Origin of the sequence: Bacillus cereus group sp. N8 (genome assembly GCF_016483685.1) — a bacterium.
Taxonomy (GTDB): domain Bacteria; phylum Bacillota; class Bacilli; order Bacillales; family Bacillaceae_G; genus Bacillus_A; species Bacillus_A proteolyticus.
Map to the genome: position 1 here is coordinate 280,258 of NZ_JAEHBK010000002.1, position 25,549 is coordinate 305,806.

Genomic DNA, 25,549 nt, shown 5'->3' on the forward strand with positions numbered 1-25,549 from the left:
CAAGAAACAGACGATTAAGCCTGTACTTTACTTTTCATGAACGTATGAATTCGTTCTAATGCTTTCTCAACTTGCTCAAGAGATGTCGCATACGATAATCGAACGTTATTTGGTGCACCAAATCCTGTACCTGGAACAAGAGCCACCTTTTCTTCTTCTAATAATGCTTTTGCCCACTCATCAACTGTATCATACCCAGCTAATGCTACGGCTTCTTTTACATTTGGGAACAAGTAAAAAGCACCTTGTGGCTTAATGCAAGTAAAACCAGGAATTTGAATTAATTTATCATAAATAATGTTCAATCTTTCTTCAAACGCTTGACGCATTGTTTCTACAGGTTCTTGTGAGCCTGCATACGCAGCAATTGCACCGTATTGAGCAATTGAAGTAGGGTTTGACGTACTATGACTCGCTAAGTTCGTCATCGCTTTAATAAGCTGCTTATTTCCTGCTGCATATCCAATACGCCAACCTGTCATAGAATGTGATTTAGATACACCATTAATAATAAGTGTTTGTTCTTTCAATGCATTAGAAAGCTGGGCAATTGAAGTATATTCCACGTCACCATAAATTAATTTTTCATAAATCTCATCTGAAACGATTAAGATATCATGCTCTAAACATACTTCTCCAAGCTGTTGTAATTCTTCTTTGCTGTAAATCATCCCTGTTGGATTGCTCGGTGAATTAATAATAACTGCTTTCGTTTTCTCTGTAATTGCCTCACGCAGCTGCTTTGCTGTAATTTTGTACTCATTGCCTTCTAGACCTTCTACATAAACTGGCTTACCACCAGCAAGCTTTACTTGCTCAGGATAACTTACCCAATAAGGAGTTGGGATGATAACTTCATCTCCTTCATCAAGTAACACTTGGAATAATGTATATAATGCATGCTTGGCACCATTACATACAATAATTTCAGATGGATCATACGCAATTCCTTGATCACGAGTAAACTTCTTCACAATTTCTTGTTTTAACGCTTGTAATCCACCTGTTGGTGTATACTTCGTATGTCCTTCTAACATCGCTTTATGCGCAGCATCCATAATATGTTCTGGCGTATTAAAGTCAGGTTCTCCTGCTCCTAATCCAATTACATCATGACCTTCTGCTTTTAATGCTTGTGCCTTTGCTGTAATTTCTAAAGTTGCAGATGGTGTTAAAGCAGCTACTCGCTTTGCTAATTTCATTTGTAGTTCCCCCTACATCTATTTTTCAATGCTGTAGTGTCCAGCATAAACCCCATTTTGAAACTCTAAATAGTAATACGTATAACGATCTTCCTGATCAATATATGTAATTTCCCACAATGGAATATCGTTTTGAGCACCTAATTTTACTTTTATAACTTCTTTTGGTTTCGGCTTCGGCTCAGCACCTTCTCCTGTAGCTTGTTCAGCCAATTTTTGCAAAGCAGCTTTTTCTGAAATACCTTCGCTTTTTTTCTTCACAAGGACATTTCCTTTTTTATCAGGCACCCAAACAATAATTTGTTCTCCTTTTTCGTCTACACCTTGCACGACTGTATATGAAGAATTTCCATTATAATAATCCACAGATTTTACCTTTGTAAGCTTTGCTTTTTCTTTAGCAATTTCTACAGATTTTGCCTCTTTAGGAATTTTCTTTTCCATTGCTTTATTATAAACATACGCCCCATATATTCCGCTAGCAACGATTACGATAACGATTGCAAAGATCCACTTTTTCATTGTATCACTACGTTCTGTAAATCGTAAATACAGCTGTTTCTTTATCTTTTTCGTCTAATGCTAATCCGAACATGAGGTCCTGCTCTTTTAACGTGCGATTCAAGCTATCAACAATTTTATACAAGTCAGACGAATATTTAATACGCGTCGTTGATAGGACTTCGATTTTCTTATCCATGAAAAAACTCCTCCGTTACACAAAAATTTCTAATTATAGAAGAACGCAATGCGGTTACAATAAGAGTACATTCTTTACAACCCCTGCTTCATCACCCATCTATTATAGCAGGACATGTACAGCAAAAAAAGGTTTCAAATCGAAAAGCAATATATTTTGTATACAAGAAGTAAGAAAAATAAAATTCCTCCTACCCACATTTTTTACGCCTGAAGTTCAAATGTACTTCAGGCGTATTTTTCTTCCAATTTTATTCATTTGACGATTCTTCTAACTGTACTAATAATTCTTCTAACGGTCCTTCATATAGCGGTACAGTTGGGATTGATTGTAAAAATCGTTTTCCATAGGAAGAACTTGTCAAACGACGATCTAATACAAATACAGTTCCCGTATCTGTATTTGTTCTAATAAGACGACCAAACCCTTGTTTGAAACGCAAGATTGCTTGTGGGAGCGCCAACTTAGCGAATACGTCTTCTCCTTGATTTTGTAACCACTCTCCTTTTGCTTCCATCATCGGCTGATGAGGAGGGGTAAAAGGAAGACGGACAATGACAAGACAACTCAGGGCATCTCCAGGTATATCTATCCCTTCCCAAAAACTACTTGTTCCTAACAAAATCGATTTGTCGAACTCCTGGAATTTGCGGATTAGACGACTTCGGCTCTTATTATTCACACTTTGCGTTAATAATAAATATCCTTCTAATGCCTCATCATTTTTCAAATTCGTATACGCTTCTTTCAACATTTCATACGAAGTGAATAAAACGAGCATTCTACCTTTTGTAGCTTTCGCTATTTTCGCAATATGTGTCGATATAGACTCAATATACTCTTCATTACTTGCTTGCTTAATAAAAGGTACATCCGTTGAAACCATTAATTTCATTTGTTCTTCAAAACGGAATGGTGATAGGACCTTTAGTGTATTGGGAGCAAAATCATGTAAACCTAGCTCCTCTTTTATATAGTCAAATGAATCATTAACAGTTAGCGTTGCTGATGTGAAAATAACACTCTTTTTCTGTGTTAAGAATTCATCAGCAAATCTTTCACCAATATGAACAGGCTGCGCATATAAAACTGTTGAATGAATCGTTCCCTTCGTTTCAGTCTCCATCCATGTCACGTATGAATTTTTTTCTAAAATGAGTAATTGTAAAGATTGTGTCATCTTTCTCAACAACTCAATTAAATGCATAAATTCACCTGTAACGACATGCATCTCCCATTCTAATTTACTTTGCAATATATCAACTTGCTTCTCAAGTGTAGTTAATAACTTTCTTACATCATACACAAATCGATTTGTTAACTCGGTAATGCTATCCCATAACTTACCTTTCTCTACTTCCGTGTTATATCGATAAATGAGCGGCATATTGCTCATCCCTTGTTCCTGCTTTGTTTGTTTAAATACGAAAGTCCGTAACATTTGGAATAGTTCATCCGCATCAAATTTCAATTCCTTCAAACTATGACTCACCATACGGAAAGTCGAACGAGATGCTTGCTCTGATTTTTTCATCATTTTATATACTTTAGAAAGTACATCATCTGTTTCTAGCGTACCAAGACGAGATAAAGCTAATTGAAAATACATGCATGAGAACTGTTCACCTAATGTTCTACTCGCCGCTTCTTCGATGTGATGAGCTTCATCAAAAATAATATGTTCATATGAAGCAAACAGTGGTTCTTCGCTTGAAAAATCTTGAAATAATAAAGCATGATTTGTAATAACAATATCCGCAAATAATGCTTTATTTTTCGCTCGTTGATAAAAACAACGACTAAACCAATTACTTTGCATCCCGCCTGGACTATATGCATCACTACAAATACGGTTCCAAAGTAATTTTCCGCCCTCAGGAATATTTAATTCATCACGATCGCCAGTTTCCGTTTGCAATAACCATACTAAAATTTTTGCCTTTGTGAGCGCCATATCATAATTTTTCTCTTCCTCTTGCAAAGCATATTCAAATTTGTGTAGACAAAGATAATGCTTTCTTCCTTTCAGAAGAGCTACTTCAAATGAAAATGACATTATTTTCTGTAATAACGGTATTTCTTTTTCTAGTATTTGTTGTTGCAGTTGTACAGTTTGTGTACTTATAATGACAGGTTCTTCTTTTTTCTTTGCGAAATAAATACTTGGAAGTAAATATGCAAGAGTCTTCCCCGTACCTGTTCCCGCTTCAATAAGTGAAAACCTAGAATCTCTTAGCGCTGTATATATTTCCTTCATCATAATCTGTTGGCTTTCTCTTTTTTGAAACTTCGGCATACTTAACTCAAGTTTATCCATTGTCTTATGTAAGAAAGCATCAAATTTAGATGAGCATGTTTCACTGAGACTTAAAGAATAATTCCGCTTTCGAAGCGCAATATTTCGATACACTTCATACCCCTCTGCCCTTTCTTTACCATGCATCATTTTCTTTAAAATATTTTCAGAAAGCACATCAGCTATATCACTTTGGAAAACATCACTTAATTCATAAAGCGATTGCAACGTGACAAGCGGTAACTTTTCGATTTCATTTAAAAATTGTATAAACAATTCCGCTGTTGCAAGAGCATCGCTATCCGCACGATGTGGTTGATCGTGCTCTAGTTCATGTTTCTTAGCTAAATCACGTAATTTATAACTATCAGCTGTCGGCAAAAGAATTTGCGCCAACTCAACTGTATCAACTTTTGGGCAATGTACTTCTGTATATCCAGCCTGCCTTAATTCTTCCGTTAAAAAATTCCAATCAAAGTGAACATTATGTGCAACGAAAGCTGCACCTTGTAATAGCTCAACAATCATCGGGGCTACATCTTGAAATAACGGGGCTTGCTTAACCAAACTCTCATCAATCCCTGTTAATTCTGTAATAAATGGTGGAATCTCTCTCTTCGGATTAATAAAAGATGAAAAAATCTCTAATATCTCTCCATCTTCCACTACAACAGCCGCAATTTGGGTGATTTTATCCTTCCCATCCTTCCAGGAGTTCCCTGTCGTCTCTAAATCAACAACGACATAACGCTTACTCATATATGTAACACCTCAATTTCTTACCTATCAAACACAAAATTATATAATGTTACTATACCACGTTTTATCTCATCTTAATGAAAAGATGCACAAAAAAGCTATCTCCGTAATAGAGATAGCCTTCCTACTTATAATATCGTGCCCGCTTTTTCAGCACCTAACATTTCAATAATTTGATTATCATCGTCTAACACTGCAATTTTTGGTTCTTGTTTATGAACATTTTCTTCTGCCACTAAACCATAGCAAATAATAATAACTTTATCACCTGGTTGTACAAGCCTTGCTGCTGCACCATTTAAACAAACAACACCACTACCGCGCTCTCCTTTAATAACATATGTCTCTAAGCGAGCACCATTATTGTTATTTACAATTTGTACTTTTTCATTTTCTACAATATTTACTGCATCCATTAAATCTTCATCAATTGTAATACTGCCTACATAATTTAAATTTGCTTCTGTTACTGTTGCGCGATGTAACTTCGCTCTCATCATTGTGCGAAACATAGATGCTCCCCCTTATTTAACCGTTAATGATATATTATCAATTAATCGTACATTTTCAAACTTAACAGCAATTGCTAATATAATTCGTTCTTCAAGTTCATCCATTACTTTTAATGAAGGATATGCATATAAATCAGCATAATCTACAGTTCCTTTTGTATATTTCTCAATATACTCTTTCACAAGATTTGTAATAGTTTCTGGATTACGTTCGCCCGCCTCAATTCTTTCTTTCGCTATGCATAGACTGCGGTATAAATGAGGAGCCTCTTCACGTTCTTCTTGTGATAAGTACACATTACGAGAACTTTTCGCTAATCCGTCCTCTTCCCTTACAATATCCACTGGTACGATCGTAACTGGAATATTAAAATCAGCGACAAACCCTTCAATGACAGCGACTTGCTGTGCATCTTTCATACCGAAATAAGCACGCGTTGGCAATGTGATATTAAATAGTTTCATTAGTACAGTCGTAACACCAGCGAAATGACCAGGTCTTTGTTTGCCACATAATACGTCGGTACGCTTCACAACTTCCACTATTGTCGTTTGTTCTGCTGGATACATTTCTTCTACACTCGGATAAAATAAATAATCAACACCATTTTCTTTTGCTACATTTTCGTCTCTATCAATATCACGTGGGTATCGATCTAAATCTTCGTTCGGCCCAAACTGTAGTGGGTTTACAAATACACTTAAAACTACAATTTCATTTTCTTCCCTTGCCTTACGTAATAAAGTAGCATGCCCTTCGTGTAAATATCCCATCGTTGGGACAAAACCGATACTTTTTCCACTTGTACGAAGTTCGTTTGTAATTTGCTGCATCTCTTGCACTGTAGTTATGATTTTCATTATTGTTTTCCTCCGTATAACGCTAAGCATTCTTCCTCTTTCATTGTGAATGAATGTTTTTCTTCAGGAAATTGCCCTGTCTTTACTTCAGTAACGTATTGCGAAATCCCTCGCACAATTTCCTCTTGAACAGACGTATATTGCTTCACAAATTTCGGAACACGATTTACGCCGTACGAAATAAGATCATGGTATACAAGAACTTGCCCATCTACTTTTTGTCCTGCTCCAATTCCAATTGTAGGAATTGTCATTTGCTCTGAAATAAGTTCTGCTAATTGCATTGGCACACACTCTAACACAAGTGCTATCGCACCAGCTTCTTCACATTTCTTTGCGTCTTCTATTAATTTCTTTGCACTTTCAGCATCTTTCCCCTGTACTTTATATCCACCTAGTACTCCTACAGATTGAGGAGTTAAACCTAAATGTGCCACAACGGGGATTCCCGCATTCGTCAAGTAGTGAATAGTTGATATAACTTCTCCAGCACCTTCTACCTTTAATGCATGTGCACCACTCTCTTGAACAATGCGACGTGCATTAACCATCGTATCTTGCAATGAGATATGATAAGACATGAATGGCATATCAGTTACAATAAACGTCTCTTTCGCGCCGCGGCGTACAGCTTTCGTATGATGAATCATATCCTCTACCGTTACTGGAACCGTTGAATCATATCCAAGTACAACCATTCCTAGAGAATCACCAACTAAAATCATATCGACTTTAGCTTCTTCTGCTAATTTAGCAGATGGATAATCATACGCCGTTAGCATTGTAATCGGCTCACCTTGCTCTTTCATTTTCAAAAAATCTGTTTTTGTTTTCAAAAACTACTCCTCCTTTATGCAGGAGAGAGGAGATGGCCGAAATCATATAAAAAACCCCTCTGGCCATAAAAGGGCAGAAGGGTTGTGTTTTAGTCGGCATTATTCATCCCTCTGTCCCAGTCCGTTATTGGATCAAGGCAGAATCCAAAGTATTATTTTTTCATACTGCTTAAAATAATGGTGCAGTTCGCTTTGATACTGCCCATATTCGAACTAATTATAGCAAACTCTGAAAAGGAATTGCTACATTTTTTCGAAAAAATAATTTTCTATCCTAATTACGGTATGTGAAATTTATCAATGTCTAAATGACAAAAAGAAGCTCCAAAATAGGAACTTCTTTTACTTAATTTCTATATCCGCAGAATGAATGTGATGTACGTATCCTTGATGATCCTCAAGCAGCAATACACCATCCTCTGTAATCCCTTTTGCTAATCCATTAATCGTTTGCTTCATCGTTCGAGCCGTAATTTCTTTTCCGATACTAATTGCGTAACTTTCCCAAAGAATTTTTATAACAGAGAAACCATTTTTTAAATACTCTTCATACATTTTTTCTAGTTGCAAGAAAATTTGTTGCATAAGTTCCGCACGAACAATCGGCTTACCCGATTCAATTGCTAATGAAGTTGCAATTTGCTGAATTTCCTCATCAAAATGTTCTTGTTTCTGATTTGCATTAATGCCAATTCCCATAATAACAGCATTAATTTTATCCGGGTCAGCTTGCATCTCCGTTAATATACCGACAGCTTTTTTACCTTGAATTAAAATATCATTTGGCCATTTAATCCCTACGTTTACACCTGTACATTTTTCAATTGCTTGTGCTACGCTAACAGCTGCTAATAAAGTAAGCTGTGGTGCATGATGAACTGGAATAGATGGACGCAAAATAATACTCATCCAGATCCCTGTGCCTTTTGGAGAATACCATTTTCTACTTAAACGTCCTCTACCTGCTGTTTGTTCTTCTGCAACGACAATTGTTCCCTCTTCTGCTCCTTCATAAGCAAGTCTTGCTGCAATATGCTGAGTAGATTCAACTGATTCTTCAAAATAAACCGTTCTACCGATACGCTCTGTTTGCAATCCTAATTGGATCTCATTAGCAGTTACCTTATCTGGTTTACTAGCAATTCGATACCCTAAGCGGCGTACAGCTTCTAGTTCATACCCTTCATTACGAAGATCCTCCATATGCTTCCATACAGCGGTTCTCGAACAGCCAAGTTTGTCACTAAGTGTTTGACCAGATACAAATGCACCATCTGCTTCAGAAAAAACTTGTAATAACTGCTTTCTTATAGTAGATTGCATCTTTGTAGCCACTCCCTTATATTCTCTTTCTTATTGACTAAATCTCCTTGTACGATTGCTTCTTCAATGTTTTGAAGCATTTCGGCAACCCACGGACCTGGCTTTTTATCTGCCCAGCTTAATAAATCATTACCAGTCACATTCATTTCTTGACGATTTTTTATCGGCAATGCATGAAATAATGATTGTACTTGCTTAACAGACGCGCTATTATAACTTTCTATTATCGCTTCATATACTCTTTCCGCCATTTCAGCAATGTGAATTCCAGTTTTATAAAGAAGGACAGTATCCCATTCCTTCTCCTTTCTAGAACGAATTGCTAATAACACCGCTACAATATCCTTAATCTTTTTATTCGAAAACTTCCATTGACGTAAAAAGACAGATGGATGCTCTTCTCCGATACAATATAAGAAAAATGCCCACGCCTCAATGTCTGTTTCAAAAGAATCCCATTTATACTGCGTAGCTTTCAAGAGTCTTTCTTCTGACATTTGTAAATATGGCAGATGAGAAAATAGCTTCGTTTCTACCAATTCTTGAAGCCCTTTCACACAATACGTACCCGTCAATAACTTTTCGAACTCAACTGTAATTCTTTCAATCGCTATATGTTCGAGCAAATGTCCATACGTTTCAATTGCTCGTTTCGTCTTTGTTTCCAAAGAGAAACCTAACGTACTTACGAACCGAATACCACGCATCATTCGCAGTGCATCTTCTTGAAAACGGTCTGCAGCATCTCCAACCGTTGTAATTTCCTTCAGACGAATCGCTTCTTGCCCAGCAAATAAGTCAATCATTTCGCCTTCCTCTGTCATTGCAATTGCATTCATCGTGAAATCACGTCGTTTTAAATCCTCTTCTAATGAACGGACAAATTGAACACTACTAGGTCTCCGAAAATCTTCATATTCGCTTTCTGTTCGAAAAGTAGTTACCTCATACGGTTCACCATTTTCTACAACAATTACAGTTCCATGCTCAAGACCAACCGGAACATGTCTTGGGAAAATAGCCATTACTTCTTCTGGTAAAGCAGATGTTGCGATATCGATATCTCCAATTGGTCTATCGATAATAAGATCGCGTACACTTCCACCAACGAAGTAAGCCTCATGTCCGTGCTGTTTTAATATCTCAATAATTGAACTAGCTTTTTTAAATCTTTCCATTATTGTCATCCCTTAGTATGTCATAATAAATCGCCTCATACTGTGAAACGATTTTTTCCGAACGAAACTGCTCATATACAGATTTCATCGCCCGCTCTCCCATATTACGGTGAAGTTCTTCATTTTCTAGTAGTTGAATTGCTTGCTTAGCTATTCCATCTGTATCTCCAACTTCACATATATATCCTGTTTCACCATGTTGAATGACCTCTGGAATGCCCCCAACCCTCGTTCCGATACTAGGCACACCACACGCCATCGCTTCTAATATAACTAGACCAAAACTTTCCTTTTCTGATAAAAGCAGCATTAAATCACTCATCGCAAGAAGCTCTGCAACATTATCTTGCTTTCCTAGGAATAAGACACGTTCCTCAATATGTAAACTTTTCACCAATTGTAAAATAGTACAGAACTCTGGTCCATCCCCAACAAGAAGCAATTTCGCATCTACTCCCTTTACAATTTCGGCAAATGACCGCACAACATCCTGTACACGCTTAACCTTTCGGAAATTTGAAATATGAATCAACACTTTTTCATTTTCTCGTATACCATATTCTTTTTTTAATTGAGACATATCCCGTTTGAAATACACACGTTCGTCTACAAAATTGTATACCGTCTCAATTTCTTTATCTGGTTTTACAAGTTCATTCGTTTCTTCAATTAACGAATGTGACACAGCAGTAACTACATCAGATTGTTCAATACCAAAGCGAATTAAATTATTTAACGAAGGGTCGGAACCTAACACAGTAATATCTGTTCCATGTAAGGTTGTAACAATTTTAATACGCTCTCCAATCATTTGTTTTGCTAAATATGCACAAATAGCATGAGGGATTGCATAATGCACATGTAAAATATCAAGATTTTCTCTTTGAGCAACCTCGGCCATTTTACTTGCTAACGCTAAATCGTAAGGTGGATATTGAAATACTGAATATTGATTTACTGCTACTTCGTGAAAATAAATGTTTGGATACACTTTATTTAACCGGAATGGTACACCCGATGTAATAAAATGAATTTCATGCCCACGTTCCGCCAATTGCTTTCCTAATTCCGTTCCAACAACACCAGAACCACCTACAGAAGGATAACATGTAATACCTATTTTCAATCTCATTTACATCCCCCTATTAAATCAGCATGTAATAAAACCGGTTTCTTACTCATAAATCCTTCGGCATACATCACTCCAACTTCTTTCCCAAACATCTTCTCACGAGCAATTACTGTTTCAACGTAACCTTCAGTTAATGGCGTCTTAATACCATCACTTCCTGTTGAAAATTGACTTTCATACGCTTCTAACGCCTCCACCTTTTTAGAAAGGTATTCACTAATATCTATACAAAAATTCGGTTTATGAAAACCATTAATCATATAATTATAAAAAGACTCTACACGGTGCGGCGAAATCTCAGGCATATATTTACGAATTCCCGCTGAGAAGATAGCTTCTTCCACAAGTTTCGCGCAATTAGCATGGTCTGGATGACGATCTTCGTAATATGGTGCGAAAATTAGCGTTGGTTTATATGTACGAATAACCTTTACAATTTCACGTATATATTCTTCTTTCATATACAAACCACGGTCTGGCATTGCTAAATTAATTCTCGTTTTTACTCCCATAATACGAGCTGCAGCCTTTGCTTCTTCTTCTCTTAGTTCTACCGTTCCATTTGAAGAAAGATCAGCTTCTGTTAAATCGCAAATGCCTACTTCATATCCTTGCTTCGTATACTTTGCAATGGTACCTGCCATGCCGATTTCAACATCATCGGCATGAGCACCAAACGCTAATATATGTAATCCACTCATAATTGTTCCCCTCATTTTCTTAACTTTCGGTAATCTAAATCTCCTCGCTCTAATGCATGCATTAGCATTTCAGCACTTGCCATATTCGTTGCTAGTGGGATGGCATATACATCACATAAACGAAGTAACGCATTGACATCAGGTTCATGCGGCTGCGCTGTTAGTGGATCCCGGAAAAAAATCACCATATCCATCTCATTTTTTGCAATCATTGCACCAATTTCTTGATCGCCACCAAGAGGACCAGATTGATATCTTGTTACAACTAAACCAGTTGCCTCCATAATACGAAGGCCTGTCGTTCCTGTTGCAAAAAGTTCATGTTTTTCAAAGATTGGTTTATATGCGTACGCAAACGAAACCATATCATCTTTCTTTTTGTCATGTGCGATTAAGGCAATTTTCATCCGTTGTCTCCCCTTTAGTCGATAATATTTTCTAAACCGTACACAAGATGATCAAGGTTCATTACTGTTTCAATTGATAGTTTTACACCTGACATAAATGATGCACGATTGAATGAATCATGACGAACTGTTAACATTTGTCCATCTCCACCGAACATGACTTCTTGGTGTGCAATAAGCCCTGGTAGACGTACGCTATGAATGTGAATACCGTCTACATTTGCACCACGTGCTCCTTCTAATTGTTCCGTTTCATTAGGGTGTCCTTGCTCTTTTGGTACACGATTTTGACGGATTAATTCTACTGTTTTTACAGCCGTACCTGATGGTGCGTCTAATTTTTGATCATGGTGTAATTCAATTACTTCAACATCTTGGAAGTACTTCGCTGCCATTTGTGAAAATTTCATCATCAGGACTGCACCAATTGCAAAGTTTGGAGCGATAATTGTTCCTACTTCTTTTTCTTTTGCATTTTCTGTTAATTGCTTTAGTTCTTCTTCAGTAAATCCAGTTGTACCAATAACAGATCGAAGTCCACGTTCAACTGCAAGTGTCACATGTTTCTTTCCAATTTCTGGTGTTGTTAAATCTAACAATACATCTGCTTCTACTTCATCTAAACAAGTATGTAAATCCGCGTAAATAGGTGCATCTAACGCTGGCATTCCAGATAAATCAGAAATTCTTTCTCCGCCATGCTTATAATCAATTGCTGCTACTAAATTGAAATGCGCTGTTCTTTCCATTAGAAGGACTGCTTCATGTCCCATACGTCCTCTTGGTCCAGCGATAATTACTTTAATTTCTTTCATGCTTCTTTCTCTCCCTCATCAATACGTGTCCAGCGATCTTTATCACGTGTATTAAATTTATTCATTACAATGTTATGCGCTGTTTCTAAATCAATATTTAAACTATTTGCCATACAAATCATAACAAATAACACATCTCCAAGCTCTTCTTCAATACTTCGTTCTATCTCAGTCGTTTTCTTCGGTTTCTCACCATAATAATGATTAACCTCTCTTGCAAGCTCTCCCATCTCTTCAGTTAAACGAACCATCATTGCAAGCGGACTAAAATATCCTTCTTTAAATTGACCGATATATGCATCTACTTCCTTCTGCATATCTTTCATCGTTTTCGCTTCCATACTTGTCACCTCTATTCCTTCTTCTTTCATGTTAGCCAATTCATCGCGATTTGACAAATATTATTCTCTCATATCACTATTTACGACTCTTTTTGGGATAGACTATAATAAAGTGAAACTTTCTTTTGCGTGATTTTTGCAAAAGATTAACCTGAACTAATCGGGTCCCTACGGCTAGTTTGTCCTTCTTCTTCGCCTTATCTCCTACCAGCCGTTGGGACGGGGTAAAGTGAAACTTCTTTTGCGTTTTTTGCAAAAGATTAGCCTGAACTAATCGGGTTCCTATGATATTCACTATTTTTATTAGCAGCTAGAAATAACTTATTATGTTTTGCCGTTTAAGCGGAGCAATTCCAATCATTGCATAACTAGGGGGATTTCTATATGAAAGCAAACTTGAAGATTCGAAATATCATTTTTATTTTAATCGGTTCCGCTATTTTTTCTTTCGGTATTGTAAATATCAATATTGAAAACCATCTTGCAGAGGGTGGGTTTACCGGTATTACGCTATTATTATATTTTCTATTTTCGCTTGACCCTTCCTATACAAACTTAATTTTAAATATTCCTATATTTTTTATTGGTTGGAAGTTACTCGGTCGAACAACATTTTTATATACATTAATCGGTACATTTAGCGTATCTTTATTCCTATGGATTTTCCAGCGCTACGAAGTACTCAACTTACATTTAAACTTGCAAAATGATATGACACTGGCTGCTTTATTCGCAGGGGCATTTATCGGTATAGGACTTGGAATTATATTTAAATACGGCGGTACTACTGGCGGTGTTGATATTATCGCAAGGCTAGCTCACAAATATGTTGGATGGAGTATGGGAAAAACGATGTTTATGTTTGATGCCGTCGTTATTGTCGTCTCTATTCTTACCTATTTATCATATCGCGAAGGCATGTACACGTTAGTTGCTGTTTTTATCGGGGCTAAAGTTATTGATTTTATGCAAGAAGGAGCTTATGCAGCAAAAGGTGCAACTATTATTTCTGATAAAAACGATGAAATTGCTGCAAAAATTTTATCCGAAATGGAGCGCGGAGCAACCTTTTTAAAAGCAGTTGGATCCTATACAAAAGTTGAAAGAAATGTACTTTATTGTGTCGTTGCAAAAAACGAAATCGTGAAATTAAAAAGTATTATTACTTCTGTAGACCCTCACGCCTTTGTTGCTGTAAGTGATGTACATGATGTCGTCGGCGAAGGATTTACACTAGATGAAAATAAAAATCCGTTACATAATTAAATTCAACTAGAAAAGCTCTTTAGCTTTTCTAGTTTTTTATTATACATCTTTTAAGTTTCTCCAAATCCTCATAAATGAGTTCCAATAAACTCCGATTATAAAAAATTGAAGCTGGATGAAAGGTCGGAAAAATATAATGTTCTTTTTCTGTCCATATAAATTCTGTACTGCTACTATCTTTCAATCGCTGCACGGGTTGTTTTAACAATTCACCATGAACACTCGTAATTTTATTATTTTTACCAACTAAACGCTGCAGTGCAATATTACCAAGTGTGACAATAACAGGCGGATGTATAAGCTCCAACTCATAGTCTAACAAAGGTGCATGAGCAAGTATTTCTCCTTGATTTGGTGTTCTATTGTACTTCTTCTGTATTATTTCGCCATTTCGTTCCCTTTTCTCTCTCCATTTATAAGGTCTACTCCGAACCGCACTCGTAATATATACCTCTTCCCTTGTAACGTGAATACGTTCTAAAAACTCCATTAAATGTTTTCCGGCTCTCCCGCTAAACGGGATACCATTATGAATTTCCGTTTCACCAGGCGCTTCTCCAACAAGCATTAATTTCGGATTTCTAGGACCCTGTCCACTTAAAAAACCTTCTAACTGGTATGTAGCACTTCGCTCCCTCACTTGTTTAACTAAATGTTCTGGATATTCCATGTCTGTCACCTTCTTTCAACATCCCATACTTATCTTTTTTAACTAGTTCTACACCCCATATTATTTCCATTTGTAACATGTTATAAGATTCATTCCACGAAACAAAAAAAGACTATCATAATTGATAGTCTTTAATCGTCGCTACGCTGCATACCAGTATAAATTAATACAAGGCGTAATAATTCAAATACTGCTACAGCCGCCGCTGCTACATATGTTAATGCTGCCGCATTTAATACTTTACGAGCTTGACCGTACTCATCTGTCGATACGATACCAAGTGCTTCAATTTGTTGCATTGCACGTTTTGATGCATCAAATTCAACTGGTAATGTAACAAGTTGGAAAATAACACCTGCTGCCATTAAAATAATTCCTAGTAACAACAAACCAGACATTTGTGCAAATACACCAATTAGTACAAAAACCCATGACATGTTTGAACCAAAATTAGCAACTGGCACTAACGAATGGCGTACACGCATGAAGTTATAATCTTTCGCATCTTGAATTGCATGTCCTACTTCGTGTGCTGCTACAGCTGTACCAGCAACTGAATGTCCATAATAGTTATCTGTTGATAATCGGACTGTTTTTGCGGTTGGATCGTAATGGTCCGACAAATGACCCGGCGTTTCCTCTACAGCTACATTGTACAATCCATTTTCATCTAAAATTTTCCGAGCAACTTCCGCTCCTGTCATACCTGAAGTTGAATAAACTTGTGAATACTTGCTATAGGCACTACGTACTTTTGACTGTGCATACAACGGTATGATCAAAATGATCGCGAAGTAAATTAAATAAAACATCATAAACCTCCATTGAAGTTTTAATTATAGTACTTCTCATTCTATTTTTTTCTTGCACCATTGTCAATAAATAAACCTTACAATCCGTATCTTTATTTATACACATTATCTATCTTTAGAATGCAAGTTACTTCTCCGTTTCTCTCTCTCCCCTTTATACTTTCTCCATCCAACATACGTTAAAGTGAACAAAATAAGTCCTCCAGTAATGGTCATAAACCAAATGAGAGAGGGAGCAATCTCATCTTTTTTTACTGTATGAAATATTTTTTGCAAATCACCTTTAATAATCCCTAGTTGCATTTGTCCACCTTTCGTTTTTAGCATAACATTACGAAATTCATCCAAATAAGATAAATGTGCATTTACACGCTGCGCTTCGTTTTCTGGCAGGGCAATCATTAAACTCGGATAAATAATATTAAATTCATTCAAAAATGTATTTAGTGTCTGTTGGAACTGCCCATCATCTTCTTTTTTCATTGCTTTTTCTACTTGAGAAAAAGCATCCATTATCTTTCTTTCTCTTTCCATCCAAAGTGGCTGATATTTAGATACTTGTGCATCAACAGCAAGTTGTAACGCTAACATATTATCAACTTTAACTTGCTTATCTAAATCTTCCGCGAGAGATTGTTTCGCCTTATCGTATGCCAAAGAAACGACTCTAATTTGTCCCGGAGTTACTTTTGAATTATTTTCATTTTCCTTTGATAGAAACTGCTCTGAGAAATGGTGCAGTACTTGTATTGCCTTCTCATCTTCATTTTTCTTTACTAACTGTAAAGAGTCATCTAGCAATCCAGTTAGTTCACTCCACTCTTCAGCATATATACGTACTGGAAACATTATAATTAGAAATGCTATCAGTCCAATTAATGTTCTCTTCATCCCGGTCCCCCCTATAACTACTAGTACAAAATATGTGGAGTTGGACAAGAATAGAACAGAACAAAATCAAAAAAATATATTATCTCTATGAAAACAAAAAAATTCTCTTTAGGCAGAGAATTTTTTCTTTGAAACCCTTTTCTTTTTCACTAAATATTTATACACACCGTAACAAAGTACGCTTCCACTTAAAATCAATAATAAAATAACACATGCAGCATGCATAAAGAATTCTTCCGGTAACATTAAAATAATCGGATCTGTTTCAATATCAAACATCCAATAATCATTGCTAAATAAAAGCTTATGAAATAATACGAAACTCTTTTCAAAATCAATGGCAATCGGTAACGTAAGAGCTATCGGAAAAAGAATTGTAAGAATCGATCCGTGAAGTAAAAACTTTTCTTTTTTCTTTTTTAGTAAATACGTTCCTCCTAATAAAGCAATTACAATCGCTCCATACATTATATATTGAATCTTTACTAAAATATTTTTAACATCCACAAAATGAATGCGACCATTTGTAGACATGTCTAATGTCGGCAATTGTAATGCACCTTCATAAAACGGAGATAAATATGTAATAAGCACATCATAGTTTCTTTTAATTTCATCTTTCGTCATATCCGCTAAGTCTGGAATATTTAAGAAATCAATTTCAAAATAATACAGCCATTTTCCATATACAACTACCATTGTCGCGAGAGCGAAAATAGAAAATGCTATGCTATATGAAACAACTAAAGTAACCAATCGATCCAATATGTTTATACCACTCTTATTTTTCTTCATTTTCTCCCCCTAAATGTCCTCACCATCATAAATAAAACTGTTTTCGGTTCTCACGTAAGCAATAATAATATGTAATACACAGTACAACAATACTTAGCCAAAACGTAAAATAACCAATTTTCTCTGCAAACAAATGCATAATTCCGTATCTCGGCATTTGCCAAAATAAATAATCAATTGCATCATTATGTAACGTCCATATGCCAGCTACAATGAAATGCCATTTTTTTATCCGATAAAACGGAGCATATAACACTCCCTGCACCGCCATTGCAAAATGAGATAACATTAACATATATCCCATAAGACCAATAGGACCTTTTACATAAATCAAAACCCCATTTACAACAACCGCCCAAATACCATATTTTATTAAAGTAACTATCGCTAATGCCTCTATTAATCCCCAGTTCTTCTTTATCAAAAAAGCGATTAGAACAAAGACAAAAAAGAGACTCGCCATCGGGCTATCTGGTACAAACGGCCAAAATATTAGGAACGTTTCTTTTAATTGATTTCCATACCATATAAACCCGTAAATTGTGCCTAATATGTTAACAATCAATAAAAATAATAATACTGAGCGCTGTCTTAACATTGCATACACGTAAACCAATCTGTATGTCCAACACCTTTCAAGCAAAGTAATTCATTCACTAAATCCTACTCTATTATAACAAACTTCCTCTAACTAAATAGAAAAGCTGACTACAAAATTTGTAGTCAGCTTTTCTATTATTTTTTATTATACTTTGCAACGAATTCCGAAAGCTTTTTCAGCTCTTCATCCGTTCCTTTAAATACACCTTTAGGCATTGCACCTTTACCATCTTTCGCAATTTTAGCGATTTCTTCCGGTTTTAAAGTTAAGTTTTGTAGAGCTGGTGCTGCTGCACCACCTTGTAAGTTGTCACCATGACATGTTAAACAAGTATTTTTTTGCATGAGTTTGTAGCCGTCATCATTTTTATCAACTGGTGCTGTTTTTACAATTGCTCCTTGCTTTTTTGCAGCTTCCCAATCATGGTGTGCTACAGATTCCCAAGTTAAGAAAATGATAGATGCAATTGCTAAAAGCATAAATCCAGTTGCTACTGGACGCTTAAATGGTGCTCTTTCTGGGCCACGATCAAGAAATGGTGCTAACAATAATGCTCCAAACGCGATACCTGGCATAATAAACGCACCAATTACAGTAAATGAACCCGAAGCATATGAATACTTTAATAACTGATACAAGAATAAGAAATACCAATCTGGAAGTGGTATATATCCGGCATCTGTCGGATCCGCCATTCTCTCAAGCGGTGACGGATGTGCCACTGTTAAACATAAATAACCGATTAAAAAAACTGCACCAACCATCCATTCTTTTAACAAGAAATTCGGCCAAAACGCTTCTGTTTTCCCTGGATATTCCGAATAATCTTTTGGAATATTTGGTTTCCGAGCTACTGGTACTCGAGAATCTCCTACAAACTTCATCCCTTTGCCGCGATGCATAATCTCCCTCCTTTAGTTCTTTCCCCTTTAATTTAGCAATCTCTTATAGCGGACCGGAAATACCTTGTTTGCGAATCATGATGAAGTGGAAGGCCATTAAACCTAGAAGTGCTGCTGGTAAGAAGAAGACGTGAATAGCAAAGAAGCGAGTTAATGTTTGAGCGCCAACAATTTCGGAATGACCAGCGAGTAATGTTTTAATATAAGGACCAATGAGCGGCGTTTGCTCTGCAATTTGAATCCCTACTTTCGTCGCAAATAACGCTTTCATATCCCACGGTAATAAATATCCGGTAAAGCCAAGACCTAACATAACAAAGAAAATAAGAACACCAACAATCCAGTTTAACTCACGAGGCTTTTTATACGCACCTTGGAAGAAAACTCTGAGTGTATGTAAAAACATCATTACAATTACGAGACTAGCACCCCAGTGGTGCATACCACGAACAATTTGCCCGTAAGCAACTTCATTTTGTAAATAATAAACCGATTCCCAAGCGTTTTTAATATCAGGCACATAATACATCGTTAAAAACATTCCAGATAAAATTTGAATTACAGTAACGAAAAAGGTAAGTCCTCCAAAGCAATAGACGAATGCAGAAAAGTGATGTGCCGGGTTTACATGTTCAGGTACTTCATGATCAGCGATATCGCGCCATATTGGTGTAATATCTAATCGTTCATCTACCCAATCATAAATTTTATTTAGCATCTACTTTCCACCCCCTCTTGGCTTCGCTTTTCCTAAATACAACGTTCCATCTTTCACTTTAGACTCGTACACATCAAGCGGAGCAAGAGGCGGTGTGCCTTTAATGTTAACCCCATCTTTTGTATAACGGCCCCCGTGACACGGGCAAAAGAATTGATTCGGATGTGCTTTGTCCGAATTCCAGTTAACTGTACATCCTAAATGTTTACATACCGGAGAGAACGCAACAATGTCTCCGCTTTCATCTTTATGAACCCAAGCTGATTTTGGCTCTTCAGACTTGTACCAACCATCAACCTGCTTCACCTTAAAGTCAAAACGCTTCGGCTCTGTTGTAATATCTTTTACTTGTGCAACAGCAACCATGTCCGTTCCCGCTTCTTTTCTTAACACCGGATCAAGCGCAAATCGCGTCATCGGCATTAAAATACCCGCTGCCATAAAGCCTCCTACCCCTGTAAGTGTGTAATTTAAAAATTGTCTTCTTGACACACGATGTTCTTTCTCGCTCACGAAAATTTCCCCCCTCTATCAGAAATTGTCCCCTCGTGAAAAATAATATAAAAAATAAAAACTAGGACACTATCATGATATAATACCCTCATGCACAGGTCAATATCATACTACTCATAATAATAAGAACTTTCTGTTTATTATTATTTTCCCCATCTTTCTTCTAACATTACCATAATATTTTTTATATGAGCGTGAATGACTTCTCTCTTCGCTTGATCACTAAATTGCTCTAACGCCAATGAAGGAAACCAAAATAAATCCCCTGGTAACTCTTGCATATCTTCTTTCCATGAAAAATCACTTGTAACATAAGCAATATGCTTAAAACCTTGGCTTTGCAAATGATCTGTCCACTCTTGCAAACGAGCTTTTTCTTTCTTTTGACTTTCTACTAAATACGTAAATGCAGGTAGTAAAAGCACTCTTCCTTTATATTCTCTTTCCAACTCCATACTCAACAATTCTATAAATTCACCTTGTTCTACTACCATTTTCATTTCTTTTGCTGCTGAAATTGATAAAAGAGGTATTACTCCTGTATCTACATACTCTCTTGCTTGCTCAAACTGTTCCACGTCTTTTACAATCCATTTCACATTTCTCCCCTCCCTCTAATCAAAATGACAGAACTTTCACTTTATATATATTAAACCATACTAAAAGAGGTAAAAAAAGAAAAACTACCCAAGTTAGATAGTTTTTCTTAAAAAGAGTCTGAAATTTGTAAAAAATTAATAATCCAAATAAATTCTATAAAGTCTTTAACTCCGCTGTTAACCTATGAAACGCTTCCTTATCTTGCTTATCCAGCGCTTCATCAATTTGTTTCAAAAGACGTTCTCTTCTAAACGAAAATACACTCTCTTCTAAAAATCTCTCTGCAAGTAAACGATCCTTTTCATTTACTTCAATATGCTTTGGTAAATATGGATTGTCTTCTAATACAGCTACATAATTTGCATTTTGGAACGATGATTTAAAGTTGAGTTGAATATAAATATCCTCATCTCGATTTAAACGAATATCATGAAACGACTTTTCAGCATCTGTTGTCATAACATTTTGTTTAAAAAAGTGAAACGGTGTGTCCTTTACGCAATTTGCTGACATCACTAAGCCACGCGGACAATATTTTGCATGCTCTACGAAGTGGACTTTATGCATTAATTGGTCGTGACTCATTAAATAATTCAAAATCCATACACATTCACGCTGTTTCAGTTGGTAGTTATTCAAAAACCATTTTACAAAATCCTTCTTCTCGTTTACAGAAACAGGGGTATTCATAGCAATTAAGTCCCTCCTCTGTCTTTCTCTTTTCTTTTTAGATTCAAGAAGCGGCATTCAGTTTCCTTCCAACTTATGAAAAATCCTCTAAATTATATAACAACTCTTCAATATGAATTTGTGTCGGGTCTAGTTGTAATAACTGAACAAACACTTCTTTGGCCTCTTTTCGCATTCCTTCTTCCAATAAGAAATAGCCGTACTCTTCCAAGAAGTCTGGATGATTCTTAAAAGAAGTATATGCACTTTCATAGTGTTTTAATGCATCCGAATACATTTCTAATTGTTTTTTTGCAAACGCAAGATCCCAAAGTAATTGTGTATCTTGCTCTCCACTATCAATAGCACGCTCTACAACTGTAATTAACTCTTCATACTTTTCTTGTCCTTTTAAGATATACGCATATTTTAATATTGCACCTAAATGTCCTGGATCTAACTCAAGCGCTTTTTGAAGTACTTCCTCTGCCTCTGCTACTTTTCCTAATTTAGCTGCAATGTTCGCTAATTCTACATAAAACGGAACAGCAAGCTCATCTACTTTAATTCCTTCATGAAGTGTTTCATAGCTTTCTTGAAGCATTCCTTCTTTTTCATAGCTTTTCGCTAAATACATGTATAGTGATGCATACTCAGGGTCTAATTCTTTTAGTTCTTGCCAAGCACCAATTGCTCTTTGATATTCTTCTCCTTGATATAATGTGAACGCATATCCAAATAAGGAGTGAATATCTTTTTGTTCCTCTAAGCCTGCTTCATAGTAAGAGATCGCCTCTTCCCAGTTTCCAATCGCACTTAACGTTTCTGCAAGGCGAAGTGCAATGACAACACCACCCATTACTTTATGCTCCGCTAATAGCGACTCGTAATAAGTGATTGCCTTTTGTTCTTCACCTTTACTACTATATAATTCTGCTAATCCAAACGTAATAACAGGCTCTTCAGGCATGATTTCTTTCGCCTTCAATAGTTTTTGCTCTGCTACATCATCAAAACCTTGCATTTGGAATAAATCCGCAACAAGTAATAACGATTGAACATATAAATCATCATTTTCTGGAATATCATGAAGTACTTCAATTGCTTCATCTTCTTTGTCTAAATCAATATATAATTCTGCTAAAAATACCGTAAATTCACTTTCTTCCGGATATAATAAACGTAAGTCTTCAGTAATTGCTAACGCCTCATCCGTAAATCCAAGTGTATGATAGTAGTGAGCGATATCATACTTCTCTTCATCATTCGCAACTTGTAATTGTTCTTTTAATAATTGTAATCCTTTTTCCGCTTCACCATTTTCAATATATGTAACAGCTTGTTCAAACTTTTGCATAAACGTCTCCTTTAATTCAAAAAATATTTCTCTTCTGTTCACTTATCATAAGCAACTAGGTGTAAGAACGCAACCTTTTGAGTGAACTGCCTCTTCCTATACTTTCTCTTATAGCGCAGCTAATTGTTCAAAAAAGTTCGGATACGATACAGAGACCGCATCGCTATTCTCTATTTTTACTTCTCCATCTATAATACAAGATGCGATTGCTAGCATCATCCCAATACGATGATCGCCGTGACTATTAACAGCATTTCCTTTTAAATTTTGTTTACCATATATAATCATACCATCTGGTGTAGCTTCAATTTTCGCACCTAATTTGCCTAATTCATCTACAACAGTATCGATACGGTTTGTTTCTTTTACTTTTAACTCCTCAGCGTCTTTAATAACAGTAATTCCTTCTGCCTGCGTTGCCAATAAAGCAATTACAGGAATTTCATCAATTAACCTTGGAATAAGCGATCCACCAATCTCTATTCCTTTTAGTTTCGATGTTTCAATCGTAATATCCCCGCACGGTTCAAACTCTTCGTTTCTAATATTATCGATAGAAATAAGTGCACCCATCTTTGTTAAAACATCTAAAATCCCTGTTCGCGTTGGATTTAAACCGACATTTTCCAATACAAGCTTACTTTTTTGGACAATTGCACCAGCTACTAAGAAAAATGCAGCCGAAGAAATATCTCCTGGAACTTCTATGTCTGTCCCTTTAAGTTGTTGGCCACCTTGTAATGACACGGTACGTTCATTAACATCTACTGTACAACCGAATGCACGTAACATCCTCTCTGTATGATCACGAGACTGCATAGGCTCTGTTACTGTAGTTACACCTTCTCCTTGCAAACCTGCAAGTAAAACTGCCGATTTCACTTGTGCACTTGCTACTGGTGATTGGTAATGCATACCTTTCACCTTTCCACCACGAATAGATAAAGGTGTATATTGTCCATTTTCTCTACCATCAATTTGAGCGTTCATCTTACTAAGCGGGTCTGTAACACGTTTCATAGGACGTTTTCCAATTGATGCATCACCGATTATCGTACTATAGAACGGCGTATTAGCTAAAATCCCAAGCATAAGACGAATAGTCGTCCCTGAATTCCCCACATCTAATACTTCTTTCGGTTCTTGTAAATTATGTAATCCTTTACCGTAAATCGTGACATCGTTACCACTCTGTTCAATCTTGACACCTAGTTTTTGAAAACATGCAATTGTACTTAAACAATCTTCTCCTAATAAAAAATTTGATACTTTCGTCGTCCCTTCTGCTATCGCTCCAAACATAACAGAGCGATGCGAAATAGATTTATCTCCTGGAACAACAATTTTCCCATTCAAACTATTTTTTCGTCCTACTAGTTTCAAAATGTATCCTCCTCACATTTTAAATAAGTTATATGTACAATAGTCCTTCTTATACGTCTACTTCTATTGTAACGTTTTCTTTCTTGAACGTGCAAACAACTCCCCTTATTACAGTTCAAATAAAAAAGACTCCTATACTAGGAGCCTTCACTATTTATTAAGAATACGTTTCTTCTTTTTTCACTTGTTCTTTTACAAGTTCCGTAAGCAACTCAATAATCTCAGCATTTTCTTCTTTAAGCCCAACAGTAATACGAATACCATCATGTATACCAAATGCAGCACCAGAACGAACGATATATCCTTTTTTCATTAATCGTTCGAAAGCTTCATTACCAGGTATACCGAGCTTCAAGAAAATAAAATTCGTTTGGGATGGATAGTAGAATACGTTATATTCCTTACAAAATGCATAATATTGATTTAACCCTTCGGCATTTTTCTTCACGCACTCTTGTAAAAACTGTTGATCTTCTATTGCCGCTAATGCTACTGCTTGGGCGATAGTTGATGTGTTAAATGGCAGTCTCGCTACCTCTAGCTGCCCTATAAGTTTTGCATCCCCAATCGCATATCCAATACGAAAAGCAGCTAATCCATATGCTTTTGAGAATGTGCGTAGCACCATAAGATTTTCGTATTTTTCAAGAAGAGGCAATGTTTGCGGATAATCTTCTGCCCCAGCATATTCATAATATGCTTCGTCCATAATAACGAGCACTGACTTTGGAACTGATTCTAAAAATGAAAGTAATTTTTGTTTTTCTACATATGTACCTGTCGGGTTATTCGGATTACAAATCCATACAATCTTCGTTTTGTCATCTACTTGTTGCAACATCGCATCTAAATCGTGAATACCTTCTTTAAGTGGTACTTCACGAACTTCCGCTCCTTCAATAACAGCATGGTGATGATATTGCGAGAACGTAGGGTTCGCCATTACAACATTTGTTCCATTATGGAGCAAAGCACGACTAATCATTTGAATGACTTCATCTAGCCCACTACCAAATAAAAGTTGTTCCGCTTTTACACCTAAATGCTCTGCTACTTTCTCCCGAAGTTCAAAAGCCGCCCCATCCGGATAGAGTGCATATTGATTGGCTAACGAAGTTAATGCTTCTGTCACACGCGCAGAGCAGCCAAATGGATTTTCATTCGACGCTAACTTCACAATTTTTGACAATCCATATTCTCTTTTTACTTCTTCAATATTTTTCCCAGGTACATATGCTCTCAAAGTTAACAATTGCTCTTTTACTCTCACTTTTCTTCCCCCAGTCATTGATATGATTTATAATTCCTT

The 25,549-nt window shown here is 36.3% G+C and carries 28 protein-coding genes; 1 reads left to right on the plus strand and 27 read right to left on the minus strand.

Features of this window, described 5'->3' with window-relative positions:
• Nucleotides 1-14: 14 nt before the first annotated feature.
• From aspB to JDS80_RS05570, 14 genes are all read right to left on the minus strand, one after another.
• A complete protein-coding gene (aspB, locus tag JDS80_RS05505; RefSeq protein WP_070141548.1) occupies nucleotides 15-1,202 on the minus strand; it encodes an aspartate transaminase AspB in 1,188 nt (395 codons plus the stop codon).
• 18 nt (nucleotides 1,203-1,220) lie between these two features.
• Nucleotides 1,221-1,724 carry a cell wall elongation regulator TseB-like domain-containing protein gene (locus JDS80_RS05510; protein WP_071744928.1) on the minus strand — a complete coding sequence of 168 codons (504 nt, stop codon included), beginning with the start codon at nucleotides 1,722-1,724 and terminating at the stop codon, nucleotides 1,221-1,223.
• A 7-nt stretch (nucleotides 1,725-1,731) separates the two neighbouring features.
• Complete coding sequence (locus JDS80_RS05515; RefSeq protein ID WP_000358352.1) at nucleotides 1,732-1,902, minus strand: YpmA family protein; 171 nt, start codon at nucleotides 1,900-1,902, stop codon at nucleotides 1,732-1,734.
• Nucleotides 1,903-2,152: 250 nt separating this feature from the next.
• On the minus strand, nucleotides 2,153-4,957 hold the full coding sequence (dinG, locus tag JDS80_RS05520; RefSeq protein ID WP_071744927.1) for an ATP-dependent DNA helicase DinG: 2,805 nt from the start codon (nucleotides 4,955-4,957) through the stop codon (nucleotides 2,153-2,155).
• A 128-nt stretch (nucleotides 4,958-5,085) separates the two neighbouring features.
• Complete coding sequence (panD, locus tag JDS80_RS05525; protein ID WP_000490180.1) at nucleotides 5,086-5,469, minus strand: aspartate 1-decarboxylase; 384 nt, start codon at nucleotides 5,467-5,469, stop codon at nucleotides 5,086-5,088.
• A gap of 12 nt (nucleotides 5,470-5,481) precedes the next feature.
• Nucleotides 5,482-6,330, minus strand: a complete 849-nt coding sequence (panC, locus tag JDS80_RS05530; RefSeq protein WP_199637405.1) for a pantoate--beta-alanine ligase — start codon at nucleotides 6,328-6,330, stop codon at nucleotides 5,482-5,484.
• Entirely contained in the window at nucleotides 6,330-7,166 is an 837-nt protein-coding gene (panB, locus tag JDS80_RS05535) for a 3-methyl-2-oxobutanoate hydroxymethyltransferase (RefSeq protein WP_071744924.1), read from the minus strand. The genes panC and panB overlap by 1 nt, the downstream gene beginning before the upstream one ends.
• Before the next feature lie 342 nt (nucleotides 7,167-7,508).
• Entirely contained in the window at nucleotides 7,509-8,489 is a 981-nt protein-coding gene (locus tag JDS80_RS05540) for a biotin--[acetyl-CoA-carboxylase] ligase (RefSeq protein WP_199637406.1), read from the minus strand.
• Entirely contained in the window at nucleotides 8,474-9,667 is a 1,194-nt protein-coding gene (locus JDS80_RS05545; protein ID WP_071744922.1) for a CCA tRNA nucleotidyltransferase, read from the minus strand. Before JDS80_RS05545 ends, JDS80_RS05540 begins: the two co-directional genes overlap by 16 nt.
• Nucleotides 9,654-10,799 carry an N-acetyl-alpha-D-glucosaminyl L-malate synthase BshA gene (gene bshA, locus JDS80_RS05550; protein ID WP_071744921.1) on the minus strand — a complete coding sequence of 382 codons (1,146 nt, stop codon included), beginning with the start codon at nucleotides 10,797-10,799 and terminating at the stop codon, nucleotides 9,654-9,656. The genes JDS80_RS05545 and bshA overlap by 14 nt, the downstream gene beginning before the upstream one ends.
• Nucleotides 10,796-11,500: a bacillithiol biosynthesis deacetylase BshB1 gene (bshB1, locus tag JDS80_RS05555; RefSeq protein WP_199637407.1), complete on the minus strand. Its 705-nt coding sequence runs from the start codon at nucleotides 11,498-11,500 to the stop codon at nucleotides 10,796-10,798. The genes bshA and bshB1 overlap by 4 nt, the downstream gene beginning before the upstream one ends.
• A gap of 11 nt (nucleotides 11,501-11,511) precedes the next feature.
• Nucleotides 11,512-11,907: a methylglyoxal synthase gene (mgsA, locus tag JDS80_RS05560; protein WP_000684753.1), complete on the minus strand. Its 396-nt coding sequence runs from the start codon at nucleotides 11,905-11,907 to the stop codon at nucleotides 11,512-11,514.
• A 14-nt stretch (nucleotides 11,908-11,921) separates the two neighbouring features.
• Complete coding sequence (gene dapB / locus JDS80_RS05565; protein ID WP_071744920.1) at nucleotides 11,922-12,722, minus strand: dihydrodipicolinate reductase; 801 nt, start codon at nucleotides 12,720-12,722, stop codon at nucleotides 11,922-11,924.
• The gene (locus JDS80_RS05570) at nucleotides 12,719-13,063 is read right to left on the minus strand and encodes a nucleotide pyrophosphohydrolase (protein WP_199637507.1); all 345 of its coding nucleotides are present in this window, start codon (nucleotides 13,061-13,063) and stop codon (nucleotides 12,719-12,721) included. Before JDS80_RS05570 ends, dapB begins: the two co-directional genes overlap by 4 nt.
• A 384-nt stretch (nucleotides 13,064-13,447) precedes the next feature.
• On the opposite strand from JDS80_RS05570, the gene JDS80_RS05575 reads away from it, so the two are divergent.
• The gene (locus JDS80_RS05575) at nucleotides 13,448-14,329 is read left to right on the plus strand and encodes a YitT family protein (RefSeq protein ID WP_199637408.1); all 882 of its coding nucleotides are present in this window, start codon (nucleotides 13,448-13,450) and stop codon (nucleotides 14,327-14,329) included.
• A gap of 28 nt (nucleotides 14,330-14,357) precedes the next feature.
• Here JDS80_RS05575 and JDS80_RS05580 read toward each other — a convergent pair whose 3' ends face one another.
• The 13 genes from JDS80_RS05580 to hisC all read right to left on the minus strand — a co-directional run bounded on the left by JDS80_RS05580 (nucleotide 14,358) and on the right by hisC (nucleotide 25,510).
• Entirely contained in the window at nucleotides 14,358-14,999 is a 642-nt protein-coding gene (locus tag JDS80_RS05580) for a uracil-DNA glycosylase (RefSeq protein WP_199637409.1), read from the minus strand.
• A 131-nt stretch (nucleotides 15,000-15,130) separates the two neighbouring features.
• Nucleotides 15,131-15,811: a zinc metallopeptidase gene (locus JDS80_RS05585; RefSeq protein ID WP_000499538.1), complete on the minus strand. Its 681-nt coding sequence runs from the start codon at nucleotides 15,809-15,811 to the stop codon at nucleotides 15,131-15,133.
• Between the two features lie 105 nt (nucleotides 15,812-15,916).
• Entirely contained in the window at nucleotides 15,917-16,702 is a 786-nt protein-coding gene (gene ypjB / locus JDS80_RS05590; RefSeq protein ID WP_199637411.1) for a sporulation protein YpjB, read from the minus strand.
• 108 nt (nucleotides 16,703-16,810) lie between these two features.
• Entirely contained in the window at nucleotides 16,811-17,497 is a 687-nt protein-coding gene (gene lit / locus JDS80_RS05595) for a lipoprotein intramolecular transacylase Lit (RefSeq protein WP_199637412.1), read from the minus strand.
• Between the two features lie 25 nt (nucleotides 17,498-17,522).
• On the minus strand, nucleotides 17,523-18,113 hold the full coding sequence (gene lhaT, locus JDS80_RS05600; protein WP_199637414.1) for a lipoprotein heptaprenylglyceryl N-acetyltransferase LhaT: 591 nt from the start codon (nucleotides 18,111-18,113) through the stop codon (nucleotides 17,523-17,525).
• Between the two features lie 119 nt (nucleotides 18,114-18,232).
• Nucleotides 18,233-19,000 carry a menaquinol-cytochrome c reductase cytochrome b/c subunit gene (gene qcrC / locus JDS80_RS05605; protein WP_071770138.1) on the minus strand — a complete coding sequence of 256 codons (768 nt, stop codon included), beginning with the start codon at nucleotides 18,998-19,000 and terminating at the stop codon, nucleotides 18,233-18,235.
• A gap of 43 nt (nucleotides 19,001-19,043) precedes the next feature.
• Nucleotides 19,044-19,718: a menaquinol-cytochrome c reductase cytochrome b subunit gene (qcrB, locus tag JDS80_RS05610; RefSeq protein ID WP_000932700.1), complete on the minus strand. Its 675-nt coding sequence runs from the start codon at nucleotides 19,716-19,718 to the stop codon at nucleotides 19,044-19,046.
• Complete coding sequence (gene qcrA / locus JDS80_RS05615; protein WP_070141534.1) at nucleotides 19,719-20,231, minus strand: menaquinol-cytochrome c reductase iron-sulfur subunit; 513 nt, start codon at nucleotides 20,229-20,231, stop codon at nucleotides 19,719-19,721.
• Nucleotides 20,232-20,374: 143 nt separating this feature from the next.
• A complete protein-coding gene (locus JDS80_RS05620; RefSeq protein WP_071744914.1) occupies nucleotides 20,375-20,830 on the minus strand; it encodes a YpiF family protein in 456 nt (151 codons plus the stop codon).
• 154 nt (nucleotides 20,831-20,984) lie between these two features.
• Nucleotides 20,985-21,521 (minus strand): ReoY family proteolytic degradation factor, encoded by a 537-nt coding sequence (locus JDS80_RS05625; RefSeq protein ID WP_001095919.1) that lies wholly within the window; start codon nucleotides 21,519-21,521, stop codon nucleotides 20,985-20,987.
• Between the two features lie 73 nt (nucleotides 21,522-21,594).
• Nucleotides 21,595-22,857, minus strand: coding sequence for a tetratricopeptide repeat protein (locus tag JDS80_RS05630; RefSeq protein WP_199637416.1), 1,263 nt, complete (start codon nucleotides 22,855-22,857; stop codon nucleotides 21,595-21,597).
• Nucleotides 22,858-22,965: 108 nt separating this feature from the next.
• On the minus strand, nucleotides 22,966-24,240 hold the full coding sequence (gene aroA / locus JDS80_RS05635) for a 3-phosphoshikimate 1-carboxyvinyltransferase (protein WP_199637418.1): 1,275 nt from the start codon (nucleotides 24,238-24,240) through the stop codon (nucleotides 22,966-22,968).
• A 157-nt stretch (nucleotides 24,241-24,397) separates the two neighbouring features.
• Nucleotides 24,398-25,510, minus strand: a complete 1,113-nt coding sequence (hisC, locus tag JDS80_RS05640) for a histidinol-phosphate transaminase (RefSeq protein WP_071744911.1) — start codon at nucleotides 25,508-25,510, stop codon at nucleotides 24,398-24,400.
• Nucleotides 25,511-25,549: the final 39 nt, after the last annotated feature.